General features: G+C 66.0%; 18 protein-coding genes. 9 read left to right on the top strand and 9 right to left on the bottom strand.

Features of this window, described 5'->3' with window-relative positions:
* Positions 1 to 108: 108 nt before the first annotated feature.
* From I6F24_RS16725 to I6F24_RS16715, 3 genes are all read right to left on the bottom strand, one after another.
* Positions 109 to 2,157 carry an elongation factor G gene (locus I6F24_RS16725; RefSeq protein ID WP_225151037.1) on the bottom strand — a complete coding sequence of 683 codons (2,049 nt, stop codon included), beginning with the start codon at positions 2,155 to 2,157 and terminating at the stop codon, positions 109 to 111.
* A gap of 154 nt (positions 2,158 to 2,311) precedes the next feature.
* Entirely contained in the window at positions 2,312 to 2,791 is a 480-nt protein-coding gene (locus I6F24_RS16720; RefSeq protein WP_036030909.1) for a DUF992 domain-containing protein, read from the bottom strand.
* Positions 2,792 to 3,176: 385 nt separating this feature from the next.
* The gene (locus tag I6F24_RS16715) at positions 3,177 to 4,379 is read right to left on the bottom strand and encodes a pyridoxal phosphate-dependent aminotransferase (RefSeq protein ID WP_036009490.1); all 1,203 of its coding nucleotides are present in this window, start codon (positions 4,377 to 4,379) and stop codon (positions 3,177 to 3,179) included.
* A gap of 593 nt (positions 4,380 to 4,972) precedes the next feature.
* Here I6F24_RS16715 and I6F24_RS16710 point away from each other — a divergent pair.
* From I6F24_RS16710 to I6F24_RS16690, 5 genes are all read left to right on the top strand, one after another.
* On the top strand, positions 4,973 to 5,623 hold the full coding sequence (locus I6F24_RS16710; RefSeq protein ID WP_025032208.1) for a glutathione S-transferase family protein: 651 nt from the start codon (positions 4,973 to 4,975) through the stop codon (positions 5,621 to 5,623).
* 154 nt (positions 5,624 to 5,777) lie between these two features.
* Complete coding sequence (locus I6F24_RS16705) at positions 5,778 to 5,954, top strand: hypothetical protein (RefSeq protein WP_162832045.1); 177 nt, start codon at positions 5,778 to 5,780, stop codon at positions 5,952 to 5,954.
* A gap of 73 nt (positions 5,955 to 6,027) precedes the next feature.
* Entirely contained in the window at positions 6,028 to 6,177 is a 150-nt protein-coding gene (locus tag I6F24_RS16700) for a hypothetical protein (RefSeq protein ID WP_036009463.1), read from the top strand.
* Positions 6,178 to 6,406: 229 nt separating this feature from the next.
* Positions 6,407 to 7,219, top strand: coding sequence for a PAS-domain containing protein (locus I6F24_RS16695; RefSeq protein WP_036030906.1), 813 nt, complete (start codon positions 6,407 to 6,409; stop codon positions 7,217 to 7,219).
* A gap of 86 nt (positions 7,220 to 7,305) precedes the next feature.
* Positions 7,306 to 7,761 (top strand): GNAT family N-acetyltransferase, encoded by a 456-nt coding sequence (locus tag I6F24_RS16690; RefSeq protein ID WP_036030968.1) that lies wholly within the window; start codon positions 7,306 to 7,308, stop codon positions 7,759 to 7,761.
* 176 nt (positions 7,762 to 7,937) lie between these two features.
* Here the strand turns inward: I6F24_RS16690 and I6F24_RS16685 are convergent, their stop codons facing one another.
* From I6F24_RS16685 to I6F24_RS16675, 3 genes are all read right to left on the bottom strand, one after another.
* Complete coding sequence (locus I6F24_RS16685) at positions 7,938 to 8,261, bottom strand: antibiotic biosynthesis monooxygenase (protein ID WP_225151035.1); 324 nt, start codon at positions 8,259 to 8,261, stop codon at positions 7,938 to 7,940.
* 270 nt (positions 8,262 to 8,531) lie between these two features.
* Positions 8,532 to 9,749 carry a DUF1501 domain-containing protein gene (locus I6F24_RS16680; RefSeq protein ID WP_225151032.1) on the bottom strand — a complete coding sequence of 406 codons (1,218 nt, stop codon included), beginning with the start codon at positions 9,747 to 9,749 and terminating at the stop codon, positions 8,532 to 8,534.
* A 2-nt stretch (positions 9,750 to 9,751) separates the two neighbouring features.
* Complete coding sequence (locus I6F24_RS16675; RefSeq protein ID WP_225151030.1) at positions 9,752 to 11,293, bottom strand: DUF1800 family protein; 1,542 nt, start codon at positions 11,291 to 11,293, stop codon at positions 9,752 to 9,754.
* 118 nt (positions 11,294 to 11,411) lie between these two features.
* On the opposite strand from I6F24_RS16675, the gene I6F24_RS16670 reads away from it, so the two are divergent.
* Complete coding sequence (locus I6F24_RS16670; protein WP_225151028.1) at positions 11,412 to 11,627, top strand: cysteine-rich CWC family protein; 216 nt, start codon at positions 11,412 to 11,414, stop codon at positions 11,625 to 11,627.
* A gap of 63 nt (positions 11,628 to 11,690) precedes the next feature.
* Here the strand turns inward: I6F24_RS16670 and I6F24_RS16665 are convergent, their stop codons facing one another.
* The 3 genes from I6F24_RS16665 to I6F24_RS16655 form a co-directional block, all read right to left on the bottom strand.
* Positions 11,691 to 12,389 (bottom strand): glutathione S-transferase family protein, encoded by a 699-nt coding sequence (locus I6F24_RS16665; protein WP_225142231.1) that lies wholly within the window; start codon positions 12,387 to 12,389, stop codon positions 11,691 to 11,693.
* Positions 12,390 to 12,504: 115 nt separating this feature from the next.
* Positions 12,505 to 12,735, bottom strand: coding sequence for a hypothetical protein (locus I6F24_RS16660; RefSeq protein WP_036009448.1), 231 nt, complete (start codon positions 12,733 to 12,735; stop codon positions 12,505 to 12,507).
* Complete coding sequence (locus tag I6F24_RS16655) at positions 12,732 to 13,511, bottom strand: sulfite exporter TauE/SafE family protein (protein WP_225151027.1); 780 nt, start codon at positions 13,509 to 13,511, stop codon at positions 12,732 to 12,734. Before I6F24_RS16655 ends, I6F24_RS16660 begins: the two co-directional genes overlap by 4 nt.
* A gap of 190 nt (positions 13,512 to 13,701) precedes the next feature.
* Here I6F24_RS16655 and I6F24_RS16650 point away from each other — a divergent pair, with 190 nt between their 5' ends.
* From I6F24_RS16650 to I6F24_RS16640, 3 genes are all read left to right on the top strand, one after another.
* Positions 13,702 to 14,616, top strand: coding sequence for a LysR substrate-binding domain-containing protein (locus I6F24_RS16650; RefSeq protein ID WP_225148094.1), 915 nt, complete (start codon positions 13,702 to 13,704; stop codon positions 14,614 to 14,616).
* Between the two features lie 104 nt (positions 14,617 to 14,720).
* On the top strand, positions 14,721 to 14,945 hold the full coding sequence (locus I6F24_RS16645) for a hypothetical protein (protein WP_036009439.1): 225 nt from the start codon (positions 14,721 to 14,723) through the stop codon (positions 14,943 to 14,945).
* Positions 14,946 to 14,997: 52 nt separating this feature from the next.
* Positions 14,998 to 15,225 (top strand): hypothetical protein, encoded by a 228-nt coding sequence (locus I6F24_RS16640; protein ID WP_225151025.1) that lies wholly within the window; start codon positions 14,998 to 15,000, stop codon positions 15,223 to 15,225.
* Positions 15,226 to 15,277 lie beyond the last annotated feature (52 nt).

The following is a 15,277-nucleotide window of genomic DNA, read 5'->3' as shown; positions in this document are numbered from 1 at the left end:
GAGCCGGGACCCAGAAATTCCGAGCACGCTGATACGTGGGCCCCGGCTCTGCAGCGCACCGCTGAAGGAGCGCTGCGCTGCGTCCGGGGCACGAGATCGCCTAACCGGTCACGCCGCGTGCTGATGTGCGGCGATGATCTGGTCGGCGGCGCGGCCGGTGACTTCGGCCATGTGGTCGAACTGGCGCGTGAAGCTGCCGGCGCCGGCGGTGGCAGAGCGCAGCTCCACGATCAGCTCGCCGATCTCCGCTTCCGGCATCATGGCGCGGACACAGTCCCAGCCGGTCCAGCCCTCACGGGTGTCAAAGCCGAGAATCTGGCCGCGCCGCGCCGACAGGATCGCGTTGATCTTGGCGGTGGCGTCGGTCGGGCAGACGATCTCGACCATGTGGATCGGCTCCAGCAGCACCGGCTGGCATTGCGGCAGGCCTTCGTTGAGCCCGACCCGCGCGGCCGTGCGGAAGGCGAGATCGGAGCTATCGACGCTGTGATAGGAGCCGTCGGTCAGCGTCACCTGCACGTCGGTGACGGGGAAGCCGAGCGGACCGCGCGCCAATCCATCGACGACGCCCTCCTCCACCGCCGGGATGTAGTTGCGCGGCACCGCGCCGCCCACCACCTTCTCGGCGAACTTGAAGCCGTCGCCGCGCGGCAGCGGCGTGATGTCGAGCACGACATCGCCGAACTGGCCGTGGCCGCCGGACTGCTTCTTGTGACGGCCGCGCTGGGTGATCGGCTTGCGGATGGTCTCCTGATAGCCGATCGCAGGCGGATGCGAGGTGATCTTGACGCCGAAGCGGTCGCGCAAGCGCTCGCTGGCGACGCGCAGATGCATCTCGCCCTGGCCCCACAGCACAGTGTCGTGAGTCTTGGCGTTCTGCACGATCATGAGCGAGGGATCCTCCTCATGCAGGCGCGTCAGCGCCTGGCCGAGCTTGACGTCGTCCTTGCGGTCGGTGGCCGCGACCGAGATCGCGAGCACCGGCGGCGTCGGCTCGATCGTGATCAATGCCGCGGGCGCCGTCTTGCCGCTCGAAACCGTGTCACCGGTCTTGACCGGATCGAGCTTGGCGAGGGCCACGGTCTCGCCGGCTTCGGCCGAGGCGCGCTTGGTGTCGTAGGCGCCGTTGACGGCGAGGATGCCGGAGATGCGCCCGGCACCGCCGGATGAGGATTGCAGCGTGGCGCCGTCGTCGAGATGGCCGGCGAGCAGCCGCGTCAGCGACAACTTTCCGCCGTGCTGCGAATGCAGCGTCTTGAAGACGTAGCCGAGCGCGTCCTTGGTCTCGGATACGCCGAGACGTTTTGCGGTCTCCGCCACGCCGGGCGCCTCGTGACGCAACGCCTTCATCAGGCGCAACACGCCGTTCTCGCGCACGGCGGCGCCCAGCAGCACCGGGCAGATCAGCCCTTCCCGCAATTCGCGGGCGAGATCGTCGAACACGGCATCGCGCGGCGGCTGGATGTCCTCGAGCAGCTGCTCCATCAGCGCATCGTCGTGATCGGCGAGCTTCTCCAGCATCGAGAAGCGGGCTTCCTTCTCGCGATCGAGATCGCCGCCTTCAAGCGCAACCACCTCGGAGGCCTTATGCTCGCGATAGATGAAGGCGCGCTCCAATGCGAGATCGACGAAGCCCTCGATCAGCTCGCCCTTCCAGATCGGGATCTGGCGCAGCACCAGCGGCACGCGCGAGGCGGGCTGCAGCATCGCCAGCGTCTCGCGGATGCGCTGACTGGCGCGGTCGATCTTGTTGAGGAACAGGAAACGCGGGATCTTCAGCTCCTCCAGCTCGCGCAGGATGATCTGAAGCTGCGGCAGCTTCTTCTCGTCGGCCTCGCAGACCACGATTGCGGCGTCGACCGCCGGCAACGCGGCGCGCATGTCGTGGGCAAACTCGACGGAACCGGGACAATCGAGGAAGGTGTAGCTGTCGCCCATGAAACTCGTGGTGGCGGCAGTGAGGCCGACGGTCATTTTGTGATGACGGGCCTCGGGCGTAGCGTCGCCGACGGACGTTTCGGCATCGACGCTGCCGGCGCGCGGGATTGCACCCGTTCGCGCCAATATTGCTTCCAAAAGTGTGGTTTTACCGCTTTGGAAAGGGCCCACCAGCGCGATGCACCGTGGACCTCGGGGACTTCTGACGTCTTGTCCCATTCGCCGCCTCCTTGGTGTGGAGCTCGGCCCGTGATTGGGTCGGCAAACGCCGATGCTCTGCCCCTCCCCGAGATTTGGCAAGCATCAAACGTCGCTGCGGTGCGTCGTCAGCAAAATCGCGCCGCTTCCCGCGGCGCGATCACACGCAGAAGTGTCAACGGCCCGGACGGAGTTCCAGGCTCTCGAGGCCGGCGGCGATGTTGAGGCCGACCTGGCCCTGCACGCTCAGCGGCTGCAGCGCGATCGAATTGTTGGAGCCGCCGACCAGCACGTTGCCCCCCAAGCCGACACCGACCGAGGCGCTGCCCTGCGCGCCGACGTAATTGCCGGAGAGGTCGCCGGGGCCGAGCCGGTCGACCGGCGCGAACACGCCCCAGGCCAAAGCCGTCTCCTGGGTGATGCCGATGTCGAGGCCCACTTTCCGGATGGTCGCGACGTAGCGGTCGTCGGGCAAGCCGTCGGCGCGCAGCACGCAGCCGAGATGAGTCACCGATCCCACGATGAAGCCGACGCTGGCGCCGCCGCGGCATTCGAGCACGCCGACCCGCGCCATCCGCTGCTGCGCGCCGGTGTTCACGACGGAGGCGATGAGGCCGGCAGCGGTGAGTGCGGCGAAGAGGAACGAACGGCGCATGAATGTCTCCGGCAAAAAATGTGATGCGAGCAGAGAGAGTGCCCCACCCGTGTTGCGGGTCTATGCCACAAGAGCCGCGGCCGTGCCAGCTCGCGCGCGTTTAGAATCGAACTTGCGGAGAGACCCCTCACCCCACCCTCTCCCCGTAAGAACGGGGCGAGGGAGTGAGAGAGCCGTGCGTCCCTCACAATGCAACGTCGCCGGCCTTGCTTAACCTCTCCCCGCTCTTCCGCGGGGAGAGGTCGGATCACATCGCAGATGTGATCCGGGTGAGGGGCCGGGCACAACGCCGACCAGAAACAAAAAGTCCATCCGACTCCTCTTATCGAAAAACAACAAAAAAGGCCCGCCGAAGCGGGCCTTTCCGATTCTTGTCGCGACCGTCTTACCGCAGATTGCCGCAGAAGCGCTGGATGCGCTTGCAGGCGTCTTCGAGGTCCGAGGTCTTGGTCGCGTAGGATATGCGGAACGCCGGTCCAAGGCCGAAGGCCGACCCCTGCACCACGGCGACGCCTTCGGTCTCCAGGAGCTCGGTGACGAAGTCCTCGTCATTGGCGATCACCTTGCCCGACGGCGCGGTCTTGCCGATCGTGCCGGCGCACGACGGATAGACGTAGAACGCGCCTTCGGGACGCGGGCACTCGATTCCCTTGGCCTGATTGAGCATGGAGACGACGAGGTCGCGCCGCTCCTTGAACACCTTGTTGTTGGCGGGGATGAAGTCCTGCGGACCGTTCAGCGCCTCGACCGCGGCCCATTGTGCGATCGACGACGGGTTCGAGGTCGACTGCGACTGGATCGTCGACATCGCCTTGATGAGCTGCGCGGGACCGCCGGCGTAGCCGATGCGCCAGCCGGTCATGCAATAGGCCTTCGAGACGCCGTTCACGGTGAGCGTGCGGTCGTAGAGTTTCGGCTCGACCTGCGCGACCGTGGTGAACTGGAAGTCGTCATAGACGAGATGCTCGTACATGTCGTCGGTCATCACCCAGACGTGGGGATGCTTCACCAGCACGTCGGTGAGCGCTTTCAGCTCCGAACGCGTGTAGGCAGCTCCGGTCGGGTTCGACGGCGAGCACAGGATGACCCATTTGGTCTTCGGCGTGATCGCGCGCTCGAGCGCCTCGGCCTGGAGCTTGAAGCCGGTCGCGGCGGTGCAGACCACCGGCACCGGCTCGCCGCCCGCGAGCGCGACCATCTCGGGATAGCTGACCCAATAGGGCGCGGGAATGATCACCTCGTCGCCCGGATTGATGGTCGCCATCAACGCGTTGTAGAGCACCTGCTTGCCGCCGGTGCCGACGATGATCTGGTTCGGCTTGTAGGCGACGCCGTTCTCGCGCTGAAATTTCGCGATGATGGCTTCCTTCAGCTCGGGAATGCCGTCGACCGCCGTGTACTTGGTCTTGCCGGCCTCGATGGCGCGGATCGCCGCCAGCTTGATGTTGGCGGGCGTGTCGAAGTCGGGCTCGCCGGCACCGAGGCCGATGACGTTGCGGCCCGCCGCTTTCAGCGCGCGTGCTTTATCCGTGACCGCGATGGTCGCGGACGGCTTCACACGGTCGAGCGCAGCGGCAAGGAAGGACATCATCATCTCCTGGCGAGCGTCGTGAAGCCCTTCGCCTCACGACTCCAATTGTGGGAATGAGCCACCCTAAAACGTGTGCCGCTGGGCCGCAAGAAACTTCGGCCAGATCCCGGAAAAGTTTACGATTTGGAGCGCTGCGAGGCGCGGTTTCCCGCAATATTCCGTAACTTTTGCCTCCGGAATTGCTCATATCCGACAAGGCCTGTCCTCGGAGCAATTCTGGATGGTGCACGTCTCCAGGAAACCGCTCGTCGTCATGCCCGGGCTTGTCCCGGGCATCCACGTTCTTCGTGCGGCAAGTGAGACGTGGATGGCCGGGTCAAGCCCGGCCATGACGATGCGGAAACACTGGCGTCCTAATCTCGATCGTCTATGCGGTAGCCTACGTAGAGCGATGTGTCCGCAGATTGACGTACATGTGAACTGAACTGCATCGTCGCGAAAATGATCTTCCCCTCCATTGCAGTGCGGTAGGGTTTTCGAGTTTTTCTATCGGCCGGCACTTGCGGCGGATTCGCATCGGCATCATTGTTTAACCGCCTCGCGGGGCAACGGGCGCCGCGTCTTCTCGTCCTCGGATTTCGAACGCCAGAATGTACAAGCTCTATTCGATGCAACGCTCGGGCAACAGCTACAAGGTCCGCCTTGCGCTGGCGCTGCTCAACCTGCCTTACGAAGCGGTGGAGGTGGACATTCTGCGCGGCGAGAGCCGCACGCCGGATTTCCTGTCCAAGAACCCGTCGGGGCAGGTGCCGCTGCTCGAGGTCGGCGAGGACCGCTACCTCGCCGAGTCCAACGCCATCCTCTGGTACGTTGCCGTCGGCACGCCGCTCGCGCCGGAAAACCGCATCGACCGCGCCGAGGCGCTGCAATGGATGTTCTTCGAGCAGCACGCGCTCGAGCCGAACATCGGCGCGGCCTATTTCTGGCTGTCGCTGGTCAAGGGCGGCCGCGACCTGCAGACCCATTCGCTGGAGGACTGGATGGAGCGCGGCTATGGCGCGCTCCAGGTGATGGAGAATCACCTCAAGACCAATTCCTATTTCGCCGCGCGCCAGCTCACGGTCGCCGACATCGCGCTGTACGGCTACACCCACCTCGCCGACCGCTGCGACTTCGACCTCCAGGCCTTCCCGGCGATCCGGGACTGGCTCAAACGCGTCGAAGCCGCGCCCGGCTTCGTGACCATGGACTGGCGCCCGGCCGACATCGACGACCCCGCCAGCATCGCCGCGAGCGCCTGACGGCGCGTCCGCTCCGGCGAATAGCGGGCATAAGGGCCGCCTTTGCCGCAATCCCGCCACTTTCGGCGCGGTCGTCGCCGCAATGTTGCCGGTTGAAACTGGGAAATTCTGGAAAGTCGCGGGTGATTCGCTCGCGTGTTGAAGGATTTAGACCATGATGCGGGCGTCCGGCACAGCGGGGTTTCAGAGCCCATCCGCTACCGTCGCGTCTTCCCGGCTCACCCATGCGGTCGCGGCTTCGCTCGCCGTCGCCGCGCTTTCGCTGTGCCTGATCGTCACCCTGACGGTGTTGTCGACCAAGGCGACCATGGCGATGGGCCTGCCGGTCTGATTCCCGTTTCATCCTGGACCAGCCTTCAGGGCGCCGTGCGGCCCGCGCCGACCGGCATCGCGACAGGACGTCGATGAAATCACCTGTGGTAGTCGTTGCAATCACCCTGACTGCGGCCATCCTGGTCGCGGCCTCGCTGCTGATCATCGTCGGCACGCGCAAGGGCACGGGCACGTCGACGCTGCATGCGCCGACGCTGCAGCAGCGCGCGCACATGGTCTAAAGCGCGATGCGATTAGGATGAATCGTCATCGCGCTTTAGGTTATTGTTTGAGCATGATCTTTTCGGAAAACCGCTTCACACTTTTCCGGATCATGCTTTAAAATCATCCGAAAGCCTTACGCTTGCACGCAACCGCGCCTTAAGCACGCCGCACGAAATCGCATCGCAGTCACGCAACAATCAGCCAGTGTTGCGGCCTTACCTCTTTCGGGAGGAGCGAGACAGGTCCATGCGGTTCGGATGGCGTGCGATCTCCGGTCCGGCGCTGACGGCAGCGACCCTGCTGCTGGCGATGCTGCTCGATCGCTTCGTCCCCGCGCCCTCGCCCGCCCCGCTGTTCGTCGCCATCGTGGCTCTCGCCGGCGCGCTCGCAGGTCTCGCCTCCGCCGTGACGACCGCGATTGTCGCGGTGATCGGCGCGGCGCTGTTCTTCCTCAACCGCCACGGCGTCTCCGGCCATGGCACCGCCGATCTGGCGCCGCTCGGCCTCCTGGCCGTCACCGTTTTCGGAACCGCCGGCATCACCGGGCTGATGCGCGAGCGGCTGCTCGGCAGTTTCGCGGCCGAGCGCCGCAGCCACGCCATTGCCGCGCGGCTGTCGGCCGCGCTCGACAAGGTCGATATCGGCATCGTGCTGCTCGATGCCGAGACCCGGGCCGAATTCATCAACCGCGCGTTCCGCGACTATTTTGCGGTGCCGGACGAGGTCGCCGAGGCGAAGCCACCCTTCATCGCGCTGATGTATCACGGCCGCGACACCGGCGCGTTCGCGCTGCCCGAGGACGAGCTCGGCACTTTCATCGCGCAGCGCATGGAGATGGTGCGGGTCGGCGATGCCACGCCGATCAACGTCGCGCTGCGCAACGGCGAGGTGCTGCGCTTCGTCTGCGCCGCACTGCCGGACGGCGGGCGGATGCTGAGCTACACGCCCGTGACCGACCTCGTGCGCCACACCGATGCGCCGGCGCGCGCCGACTACTACCGCTCGCTGCGCGATCCGACCGGCCGCAAGCTGATCCAGTACTTGCGCGTTGCGGAGTGAGGCGAGTGTGCGATTGATCGGCAATACGATCATCACGTATGAAGGACATCCCTTCATCGCGCACCTCCGAGATCGCGGAAATTCACATGTCGCTCATCATTCGCGCCGTCACCAGGCAGGATTACGATCAATGGCTGCCGCTGTGGGACGGCTACAACGCCTTTTACGGCCGCTCCGGTCCGACCGCGCTCGCGCCCGAGATCACTGCGATGACGTGGCAGCGCTTCTTCGATGCTTATGAGCCGATGCATGCGCTGGTCGCCGAGGACAACGGCCGCCTGCTCGGGCTGACGCATTATCTGTTCCATCGCAGCACCACCGCGATCGAGCCGTCCTGCTATTTGCAGGACCTGTTCACATCAGAGGCCGCGCGCGGCAAGGGCGTCGGCTCGGCGCTGATCCATGGCGTCTACGAGCGGGCGAAGCTGGCGGGATCGCCGCGCGTCTACTGGCAGACGCACGAGACCAATCTCACGGCGCAGCGCCTGTACGACAAGGTCGCGGAGCGCTCCGGTTTCATCGTCTATCGCAAGATCTTCTGAGTCGTGCCGGGAGCTGTGGATAACTCCACCTGTCACCCGCGCGTAACACAGCAAGGCTAGGCTGCCCCGGCGTCTGGTCAGGCCCCCCGTCACCGATCATGCGCCCCAGCGGTCCCCGTCAGTCGCCGCGTCTGACAGGGGCCGCATTTTTTTGCTGGCAGCGCTACTTGGCAGCGTTACTTGGCGCCGCGCCCCACGGTCTGCATCACCTCGAAACCTTCGAACTGGGGATGGCCGAGATAAAGCGGCTTGTTGTCGCCCGCTTTATGATGCGCCGCGCGAAATGCTTCCGACTTGGTCCAGGCCTCAAACGCCGCATAATTCGCCCACACGGTGTGCGAGGCGTACAGCGTGTGGTCCTCGGCTTCCGGCCCGCGCAGCAGGTGAAACTCGACGAAGCCCGGCACCTTGTCGAGATGGGTGTCGCGCGTGAGCCAGACCTGCTCGAAGGCAGCCTCGGAGCCCTTGGCGACGCGGAAGCAATTCATGGCGATGTACATGGGGTGGTGTCTCCTGTGGGCGCGATCGTCAGGATGCGGTGCTCTCTCGCTCCCTCTCCCCGTTCTTACGGGGAGAGGGTGGGGTGAGGGGCTGCCTCCGCGAGTTCGGTCTCGATTGTAGGCGATGTGCGCGATGCACGCACGGTCAATGTGGGAATCGGATGGACTCCCCTCTCGGGAATAGTGTGCCCTGCCCCTCACCCGGATTGCTCAGGCGCACGCGCCTGAGCAATCCGACCTCTCCCCGCAGAAGGCCGGGGAGAGGTTAAGTCAGACCACAAGCCCCTTCATCGGCCTTGCGCTTGCGCTGTCGGGGAACACCGTCTCGGCCAGCGTGCGATCGGACAGGCCGAACTGATCTTGCAGCACGCCTTTGATCACCGAGCGCAGATCCGTGGTCGGCTTGAGGTCACGGCCCTCATACAGGTTCGCGAGCTTGAGGCCGGGCCAGTCCGCGATCACCCGGCCGCCTTGCACCGCGCCGCCGGCGAGCAAGGCGATCGTGCCCGTGCCGTGATCGGTCCCCTCGGTGCCGTTGATGCGCGCGGTGCGGCCGAACTCGGTGGCGACAACCACGACGGTGTCGCGCCAGCGATCCCTTAATCCGCTTTCGAATTCGGCGAGCGCGCCGTCGAGGCCGCCGAGCAGGAAGGCGAGACGCCCCACAGGGCCGCCCTCATTGGCATGCGTGTCCCAGCCGTCGAAGGCGAGCGCGGCGATGCGCGGGCCATCATCAGCCGCCATCAGCTTTGCGGCGCCGCGCGCGACCTGGCGCATCTGCGCGACCGCATTGCCGCGCGTCGCTTTCATGTCGTCGCCGCTCGCGACCTTGTCGAGCTGGAGGCCTTGCGACAGCGCGGAGGCCAAAGCGGGATCGCGATGGCGGTAGAGCTCGACGAGGCGCATGGACGTGTCGTCGTCGGCCTGCGGCAGCGCGACCGGCGCCCAGCCGACGGTCGGCGCATTGCCGCGCAGCACCAGCGGCGTAGTGGACCCGACCGCAAGCCCGCTCGACACGCGCTCGCCGCGCGGCAGCGCTTCCAGCGCGCGGTTGAGCCAGCCGGACTGCACGCGGCCAGGGCCGGCATAGCCGCTTTCGAGCACGTCCTGGCCGTCGAAATGCGAGCGGTCGCGATAGGGCGTCGCAACCGCGTGGATCACGGCAGCGTGCTTGTCGCGATACATGCGCGCAAACTCCGGCATCGCCGGATGCAGGGCGAAGAACGAGTCGAGCATGATTGCGGGATGGGCACCGTCGGCGCTGAGCGCGATCGATCCATGCAGGCCGGGATAATCGGGATCGCCCAGCGGCGCGACGGTCGAGAGCCCGTCCAGCGCCCCGCGCAGGATCACCACGATCAATCGCGGATCGCGCCCGTCGGCCGCGCGGGCGAATTTCGGCAGGTAGGCCCAGGCTGCAAAGGACGCGCCGCCGAGCAGGAGACCGCGGCGGGACGTGAGGAGCCGGTTCTCGACGCAGTCGGTCATCATCATCTCCTCTGCATTTCCGGCGACATCAGCAGCAGCGCCAGCGCCTGCTGCCGCGACTCCGCGCGCTCGATGGTCCGCCGCGTCTCGGCCGAGGCGGCATCGGCGGCGGCGAACTCCAGGAGGTCGAGCGGATCGATGTTGTTGCCAAGCCGCGCGCCGATCTGCGCCGCGATGTCGAGCCTGAGCTTGATGCCTTCCGGCGCGCCCCAGGCGGCATTGCTGTCGGGAAAGCCGTTGGGACCCGGCGGCGACCACAGCGGCTGGCCGAGCAGATTGAGGTTGTTGAGATAGGCGCCGGGATCTTCCGGCACGCGCGCCAGCAGCCGGCCGCTCGCAACGAGGAAATCGTATGGTGAGCGCAGCTTGGTGAGCGGCGCCTTCCATGCTTCCTCGGAATCGACCAGCGCCGTCGCCAGCGCCTTGAGATCGCCGTCGGTCCTGACGAAGACGTCGCGCAGGCGCGCAACGAGCGCCGGCGGCGGCTCGTCCGCGACGAAGTGACGGACGAATTTGGTGGCGATGAAACTCGCGGTCGAGGGATGCCGCGCGAGATCGGCGAGCGCAACTTCGCCCTGTGCGAGGCCGGCCTGATCGTAGGTCTTGCCGAGCAGCACCTGCGGCCCGGGCTGATGCGCATTGGTGTTGAAGACGAAGGAGCCGGGAACTCCGAGCTGCCCTTGCCTGCCGGCAAAGGTCCAGCCGGTGATGATGCGCGCGAGCGAGGTGACGTCGCCTTGGGTGTAGCCGCCGCCGACGCCGAGCGTATGCAGCTCCATGATTTCGCGCGCGAGATTTTCGTTCAGCCCGCGCTTGCGGTTTTGTCCCGCGCGCGAGTCAGGTCCAAGCGATTGCTGGTTGTCGAGGAAGAACAGCATCGCCGGGTGCTGCTCGACCGCCCTCAGCATGTCGGCGAAGCGCCCGAGCACGTGCGGCCTGATCGCCTCGCGCTCGAACGCGCCGGCCCAGATCCGCGCCAGCTCGCCCTTGCTGGCGGAGATGCAGAAATGATTGGACCAGAACGCGACCAAGCGCTCGGTGAAGCCGCATTCGGCGAGCGTGGCGCGCTGCAGCCGCGCCAACGCCTCGGCGCGAAAGGTTTTCTGGATGACATTGAGCGGCTGCAGCGCTGGCTTGGCAGCAGGCGGCGCGGCGTTCGGCTGCATGGCCTCGGGCCGAACGGTGTTCTCGGCGGGCTTCGCATCGGCCATTTGGCCGGTGATCTCTGCCGCGGCATTCAGCGAGAGATTGCGACGCAAGGGCGCGTTCTGATCGGCAGGCGGCGTCTCGGCGGGCGCAGCAGCCTTCGCCGCCTCACGCGCCTGCTTGACCTGGTCCTGATAGGCAAACACGGCCTGCCCGAGCTGCGGCGTCGATTGCAGAACCGGCGCTTCCAGCAGCACGCCATTGGCACGCGAAAGCTCCGCCTTCACGAAGCCGCGCGGGTCGGAGCTTGCGTTGACGAGATCGCCCGATGCACCGCCGCGGGCGCCGAAGCCGAAGCGGTTGAGCGCGACGAGAGCGGCTTGCGAATCGCCGGCCATCGATGATCTGTCCTTCGCGCGCTGCGAGATGCTTTCCTTTCGACGCGGTCGGCGCGTAATATACTGCAGCGGCAGATGAACCCGCCATGAAAATGACGGCGAAGCTTCGACGTAAAACATGACAAATCCGAAAGAAATCCCGTCAGCGCCGACACTTGCGCGCCGTCTCACCTGTTCCCGTTGCGGCAGCGAATTCGGCTGCGATCTCTCAGGGACTTGCTGGTGCGCGGAGGAGACGGCAAAACTGCCGATGCCGCTCGAGGGCGAGGACTGCCTGTGCCGGGAGTGCTTGCGGAAAGCGGCGGCGCGTAGCCCGGATGGAGCGCAAGCGTAATCCGGGAATCGTTCCGCTAGCACCGGCCCCGGATTTCGCTGCGCTCCATCCGGGCTACGAAGTTTACACCTCATGTCCCGGCGACTTCCGCGCCATGCGGTCGAACGCATCCAGCAGCCTCTCGCGCCAGGCATAGACTGGATCATCCGCTTCGAGCAGCTTGAACGGGCTGACCACGCGCGCCCATTGGAATCCGCCGAACACGATGTAGTCGGCGTAGTTCGGTGCCTGCCCGCCGAGAAAAGGCTGCGTCTTGAACGTCTGCCGCATGATCTCGAGCGATTTGCGGAACGCGACGACGCCGGCATCGCGGCCCGCCATGATCTCCTCGAGCGTCTTGCCGCCGAAGCGCGCCTCGCGCGACTTGCGGAAATAGGCGGCATCGACCTCATTCAGATTGTTCGGGATGTCGGCGATGATGAGCGGAAAGATGCCGCCGACGATGGCGATGTCGCCCCACGCATTGATCATGCGCGCCATCGCGCGGCCGCCCTCGCCGCCGAACAGCGACGGGCGATCCGGAAAAGTGTCCTCGAGATAGTTCGCAATAGTCCAGGAATCGACGATCGGCTTGTCATGATGCAACAGCACCGGGACCTTCTCCGAGCCGTGCGGCGCGATCGCGCTCTTCTCGGTGAAGCGCCAGGGCAGCGATTCCGCCGCAAGGCCCTTGTGCGCGAGCGCCATCCGGGTGCGCCAGCAATACGGGCTGAAGGGGCGCGCGGGATCGGTGCCGACGAGTTCGTAGAGTTTGAGCGACATTGAGCAGTGCTCCGTCATTGCGAGCGCAGCGAAGCAATCCAGGCTGCTTCCGCGAAAGACATTCTGGATTGCTTCGCTGGCGCTCGCAATGACGATGTGGAGAGAGGTGTGCGCGTCACCGCCCGTTCGCGCGCAACAGCCTCTCGCCGCCTTCCGTCACCGCGATCACCAGCCCGAGACCGGCAATCGTCTCGCGCGCGACGTAGCCGCGCTCGGCGGCGTCCTCCCAGATGGTGAGGCGCGGGCACGAGGTCTTCCAGGTCGCGAGCACCTCGGCGTAGACGCGCGGCTCGCGCGCGACCCATTCGACGAAGTCCAGCACCAGCGGATCGGCGTTACAGCTCATTGCAAACCTCCCTTGTCGAAGGCGGCCAGAACCGGCGCACGCAGCAACAGCCAGCCGCCGTGGACGATGTAGTAGCAGGCGATGGTGGTGATCAGCTTGTTGGACCAGGCGATGAACTGCTGGTCGGTCATGGCTTCGAGGATGCGCCGCGCCAGCGTGGTGCCGAGCATCGAGGCTGCGATGGCGACGGCAGCGAGCACGGGATCGAGGCCCGCGGCCTGGTCGATGATGCCGCCGAAATAGATCAGCTTGGTGAAATGGCTGACGACCTGGCACATCGCCTTGGTCGCAACCTTCTCGCGCCGGCCGAAATCGCCGCCGAGGAAAAAGGTGTCGAGCAGCGGGCCGGAGACGCCGGTCATCAGCATCAGGCCCATGCAGATCGTGCCGTAGACCGTGCCCTGCCAGAGGCTATCAGGGTCCGGCTTGATGTTCGCCGGCAAAAGCCGCGCCATGAACGGGGCGATGCCGAGCAGCAGCAGCGCGACCGGCTTGTCCGGCACGTAGCGGGTCAGCGACCACGCCGCGAGCGCCACGGCCGCGCCGACCATATAGTTCGCAACCGGCCGCCAGCGGATGTGCGCCCGCCACAGGAACGCGCGCCAGCTGTTCGAAGCCATCTGCGTGACCGCATGCAGCACCATGGCGGTCGGCAGCGGCATCAGTGCCAGCAGCACGCCGATCAGGATCAGCCCGCCCGCCATGCCGAACAGCCCCGACAGGAACGCCGTGGCCACCATCAGCAATCCAAGGGCAGCGATCATGATGGGCGTCACGAAAGGAATCTCCCGAGGGCGAGTGAGGGACGCAAACTGTTTCACTCCCTCGCCCCGCGAGGAGAGGCGAAGGCACCGCGCCTGCTTCAACAAATCAGCTCGAATTGCGCTGATGTTTGTGCCTCGCTTGCGCCTCTTCCGCAAACTGAGATATCTTGCCCTGGCATCAGCTTTCCTGAGGGTGGGTCATTTGCGGCGGTTGCTGTTTCTCAACGGCATCAAGGCGTTCGAGGCGGCGGCGCGGACCGGCAGCTTTGCTGCGGCCGGGCTGGAGCTGAGCGTATCGGCGGCCGCCGTCAGCCGCATGGTGCACCTGCTCGAAGAGCGGCTCGGCGTCGCCTTGTTCGAGCGCAAGGCCAACAGGCTCGTGCTGACGCAGGCGGGCCGCGCCTATCAAAGCGGGCTGACCCCGATCTTCGATGCGCTGGCGAGCCTCACGGCGCAGGTGACGGCGCCCGCCAGCGTGCGCGTGCTCACCATCGGCGTCGGCCACACCTTTGCGATGCGCTGGCTGATCCCGCGCCTGTCGGAGTTTCGCAGCGAGGAGCCAGACATCGAGGTGCGCTTCACCACCGGCGGCGCCGCGGTGCCGTTCGGCGAAGACTGGAACTGCGGCATCAAGCTCGGCACCGGCGACTGGCCCGGCCTCGTCGCCGAGCCGCTGTTCGCGGGCGACCTCACCCCCGTCTGCGTGCCGCGCCTTGCCGGCGGATTGAAGCGCCCGGGCGACCTAAAAGGACCGAGCCTGATCCGCGTCGCGCACTCACCCGAGGACTGGCCGATCTGGCTGAAGGCGGCGGGCACGGCGAGGATCAACGCGCGCGGGCCCGAATTCCAGTTCTACGGACAGGCACTGCAGGCCGCGGCCGACGGGCTCGGCATCGCCATGGGCATCCGCCCCTATATCGACGACGATCTTGCGGCCGGCCGGCTGGTGGCGCCGTTCGACCTGTCAGTGCCCAAGGGCATGCGCTGGTACCTGCTCTATCGCAGCTTCCAGACCGAGCAGCGCGACTTTGCCGCCTTCCGCCGCTGGATCATGCGGGCGGCATCGGAACCCGCCGCCCGCCCGCGCCGGATCGGCCGCGCCGCAGCGCGGAACTGAAGCCCGGCGGGCAAAAAAGCCGCCCGCTTGTGAACGGCTTCACATCCCAAAATCCGCAGACGTGGTCTCGTGACCCTCCGAAAAGAAACGTGGGACCTACACTCATGACGACCCTCTACGACGGCTTTGACATCGAATCCTTCGAAGCTGGCAAGGGGCTGTGGCACGCGCGGATCCGCCGGGCCGATCTCAGCCCGGTGGCCATCGACGGCGTGCTGTTTCCGGCCATGGAAGTCGGCTTCGCCTGGCCCGATCGCGATGCCGCGATTGCCGATGCCAAGCACCACATCGATCGTTTTCGGCTGCGGACCGGCGGCGACGACGAATAGGCGGTCCGCAGGCGGATCAGAGACAGGGCGGCGAAAAAAGGGGGAACCGGTCATGTCCATCATCGAAACCGATGCAGCGCGGCCGCGGATCTACGCCCGCGCAGTGCTGTCCAACTGCCCGGAATGCGACAGCGATCTCACGGTGCTCCGTGTGATCGGCGGCCGCGCCGGATGCGAGTACTGGACCATGCGCTGCACCGATTGCGGCGGCATTCATCTCGACATCCTCGAGCCGAATGTCGCGGCCGGTGACGACGAGGGGCCGCGGCCGGCGGCGTGAACCGCAAGGCTGCTGCCAACCTGCTGTCAGCAGCCTGCACGGCCACGGCCAT

It is taken from the genome of Bradyrhizobium sp. BRP23, assembly GCF_020194135.1.
In the GTDB taxonomy this organism is placed as follows: domain Bacteria; phylum Pseudomonadota; class Alphaproteobacteria; order Rhizobiales; family Xanthobacteraceae; genus Bradyrhizobium; species Bradyrhizobium yuanmingense.
The sequence above is the reverse complement of the archived record's forward strand: the minus strand, read 5'-3'. Positions and strand labels throughout refer to the sequence as shown.